Here is a 3205-nt window from a genome sequence, read left to right as displayed (position 1 = left end):
GCCGCGGCCAGGACCTCGCCGCGGCCACGTCAGCGTCCGGCCTCGGCGGCGGCGCGGCTGTCGTCCTGCAGCGCCTTCACCAGCGCCCGCATGTCCGCGGGCATCGGCGCGCTGCAGCGCACCGCCTCGCCGCTGACCGGATGGGCGAACTCCAGCGTCTCCGCATGCAGGGCCTGGCGACGGAACCCGCGCAGGGCCTCGACCAGCTCCGCGGTGGCGCCCCTGGGCAGCTTCAGCGGACCGCCGTACATCGGATCGCCGACGATCGGGTACTTGATGTGGGCCATGTGCACGCGGATCTGGTGGGTGCGGCCGGTTTCCAGCCGGCACTCGACCAGGGTGTGGGCGCGAAAACGCTCGCGCAGGCGGTAGTGGGTCACCGCCTCGCGGCCGTCCTCGCGCACCGCCATGCGGATGCGATCGCGCGGATGGCGGTCGATCGGAGCGTCGGCGGTGCCGCCGGCGACCATCGCGCCGACCACCACCGCCAGGTACTGGCGGTGCACTTCGCGCGCCGACAGCTGCTCGACCAGCGCGGTATGCGCGACCAGGGTGCGGGCGACCACCATCACCCCCGAGGTGTCCTTGTCGAGGCGATGGACGATGCCGGCGCGCGGCAGCTTGTCCAGCGCCGGATCGCGGTGCAGCAGGGCATTGACCAGGGTGCCGGCGGGGTTGCCGGCGCCGGGGTGGACGACCAGGCCCGGCGGCTTGTCGATCACGATGACGTGCTCGTCCTCGTACAGCACCTCCAGCGGGATGTCCTCCGGCTGCGAATGGGTCTGGACCTCCTCGATCACCTTCACGGTGACCGTCTCGCCACCACGCACCGGGTCGCGCGGACGGACCTGGCGGCCGTCGAGACGGGCGTCGCCGGACTTGATCCAGGCCGCCAGCCGCGAGCGCGAATAGTCCGGGAACAGCTCGGCCAGCACCGCGTCGAAGCGGCGCCCGGAAGCGCTGTCGGGGACGGTGGCGGTCAATGCGGGGGTTGCATCGCTCATGCGGTCAGGGGCCTCGGCTTCGATTAAGGCCAGGTTGGCCCGGACTGCTATTATCGGCAGTTCGTGCCTCCGGCGCCCGTCCAAGCCTGCCATGACTCCAAGCTCCACCTCCGGTTCCATCCTCGTCCGCCCCCTGCCCCGCCTGGCCGCGGCACTGGTGATCGCCACCCTGCTGGCAACCGGCTGCTCCCGCGACAAGGACAAGGACAGCGACGAAGGCCAGCCGGTCGAGGCCCTCTACGAGAAGGCCCAGAAATCGATGCGCAACGGCAACTGGGCCTCGGCCGAGATCACGTTCAAGCGGCTGGTCGCGCAGTATCCGTACGGCCAGTACACCGAGCAGGCCCTGGTCGAGACCGCCTACGCCCAATACAAGGCCGGCAAGCACGACGACGCGGTCAGCAGCATCGACCGCTTCCTGCGCACCTATCCGACCCACCGCAACGCCGCCTACATGTACTACCTGCGCGGCCTGGCCAACTCCAGCCGCGACGCGGTGTTCCTGCAACGGGTCTGGCGCCTGGACGCCAGCCGCCGCGACCTGGACACCCCGCGCCAGGCCTACAACGACTTCAAGCTGGTGGTCGACCGCTACCCGAACAGCCGCTACGCCGCCGACGCGCGGTCGCGGATGAACGACCTGCGCGACATCTTCGCCCGCCACGAGATGGACGTGGCGCTGTACTACCTGCGCCGCACCGCCTACGTCGCCGCCGCCAGCCGGGCCACCACGCTGATGGAGACCTACCCGGACAGCAAGTACCAGAACGACGCGGTCGCCACCCTCGCCGCCGCCTACGAGGGCCTGGGCAACGAGGCGCTGGCCGCCAGCGCGCGCGCGACCCTGCAGCAGCAGGCGCCCGACCACCCCTACCTCAAGGGCGATTGGCCGGACTACCCGAGCGACTGGCGCAAGCTGAACCCGTTCGCGGGCGAGAAATCGGCCCTGGACAACATGGACTGAGTCGGGGCGCCGCGCCTCGATCGACGACAGCGCCGCCCTCCGGGGCGGCGTTTTCGTTGGCGCGGGCCTGGCTCGGGGCGCGGGCGGCGAACGCCGATTCGCTGTATCCGTGGCACGCAGTGATCCAGACCTGTCGTTGTTCCGTCCCCGCGGCGGCGGCAACTCAAGGATGACCCCGCACCCACGAGCCCCTCGATGACAGCACCCATCCCACTGCGCTACACCGCCTTCACCGACACCCGCGACGGCGGCAACCCGGCCGGCGTCGTCGTCACCGACGTGCCCCTGGACGAGCCCCTGATGCAGTCCATCGCCGCCGAACTGGGATACTCGGAAACTGCCTTCCTGCACCCCGCCACGGAACCCGACCGCTACGCGGTCCACTACTTCAGTCCGCTGGCCGAAGTGCCGTTCTGCGGCCACGCCACCATCGCCGCGGCGGTCGCGCTCGCCGAGCGGGTCGGGCCGCGCGACTTCGTGTTCCAGACCCGGGCCGGCACGGTGCCGGTGACGACCCGGCGCGAGGCCGCCGGCACCCAGGCCACGCTGACCAGCGTGCCGCCGCATCTGTACGACGCCCCGGACGTGCTGCTGGACGGCGCGCTGACGGCACTGGGCTGGTCGCAACGGGACCTGGACCCGGCGCTGCCGCCACGGGTGGCCTTCGCCGGCGCGCGCCATCTGATTCTGGCGGCCGGCTCGCGCGAGCGCCTGGCCGCGCTGGACTACGACTTCCAGGCGCTCAAGGACTGCATGCTGGCCGCGGACCTGACTACGGTCGACCTGGTCTGGCGGGAGTCGGACACGGTATTCCACGCGCGCAACCCGTTCCCGGTCGGCGGCGTGGTCGAGGACCCGGCCACCGGCGCCGCCGCGGCGGCCTTCGGCGCCTATCTGCGCGACCTCGCGCTGGTGACGGCGCCGACCCGCGTCGTGATCCACCAGGGCGTGGACATGGGCCGCCCCAGCCTGCTGAACGTGGACATCCCGGCCACCGGTCCGATCAGCGTCAGCGGCGGCGCCGTGCGCCTCGCCGACTGAGGTCGTCGCTCCGCGGCGCCATCGCTCCGGCGGCCGGCGCCGCGATGGCGAGTCTGCGGTGACCGCCGGCCTCGAACGGTTCGCCCACGGCCAGCGGGCGCCTAGGTGTGATCTTTCAGTAGGTTGTTCATCCGGGGCGATCCCGGAATTCTGTAGGTGCGACCCAAACAGCACCCCAGGAGCCCCGGATGAACCT

3 protein-coding genes are annotated in these 3205 nt (G+C 71.4%); 2 read left to right on the top strand and 1 reads right to left on the bottom strand.

What is annotated here, in order from left to right; genetic code table 11:
- Window positions 1-29: 29 nt before the first annotated feature.
- Complete coding sequence (rluD, locus tag FKV24_RS16485; protein ID WP_141483156.1) at window positions 30-1004, bottom strand: 23S rRNA pseudouridine(1911/1915/1917) synthase RluD; 975 nt, start codon at window positions 1002-1004, stop codon at window positions 30-32.
- Between the two features lie 91 nt (window positions 1005-1095).
- Here rluD and FKV24_RS16480 point away from each other — a divergent pair, with 91 nt between their 5' ends.
- Both FKV24_RS16480 and FKV24_RS16475 read left to right on the top strand, forming a co-directional pair.
- The gene (locus tag FKV24_RS16480) at window positions 1096-1968 is read left to right on the top strand and encodes an outer membrane protein assembly factor BamD (protein ID WP_141483155.1); all 873 of its coding nucleotides are present in this window, start codon (window positions 1096-1098) and stop codon (window positions 1966-1968) included.
- Window positions 1969-2163: 195 nt separating this feature from the next.
- Complete coding sequence (locus FKV24_RS16475; RefSeq protein WP_141483154.1) at window positions 2164-3009, top strand: PhzF family phenazine biosynthesis protein; 846 nt, start codon at window positions 2164-2166, stop codon at window positions 3007-3009.
- Window positions 3010-3205: the final 196 nt, after the last annotated feature.

The sequence above is a fragment of the Marilutibacter maris genome, assembly GCF_006546735.2.
Lineage (GTDB): Bacteria > Pseudomonadota > Gammaproteobacteria > Xanthomonadales > Xanthomonadaceae > Marilutibacter > Marilutibacter maris.
Note: the sequence above shows the minus strand (reverse complement) of the source record. Positions and strands in the feature narration are given on the sequence as shown.

Bases quoted from the DNA above. Each gene is read 5' to 3' on its own strand.
- FKV24_RS16475 (WP_141483154.1), top strand. From the start codon at position 2,164: ATGACAGCACCCATCCCACTGCGCTACACCGCCTTCACCGACACCCGC.
- FKV24_RS16480 (WP_141483155.1), top strand. From the start codon at position 1,096: ATGACTCCAAGCTCCACCTCCGGTTCCATCCTCGTCCGCCCCCTGCCC.
- rluD (WP_141483156.1), bottom strand. From the start codon at position 1,004: ATGAGCGATGCAACCCCCGCATTGACCGCCACCGTCCCCGACAGCGCT.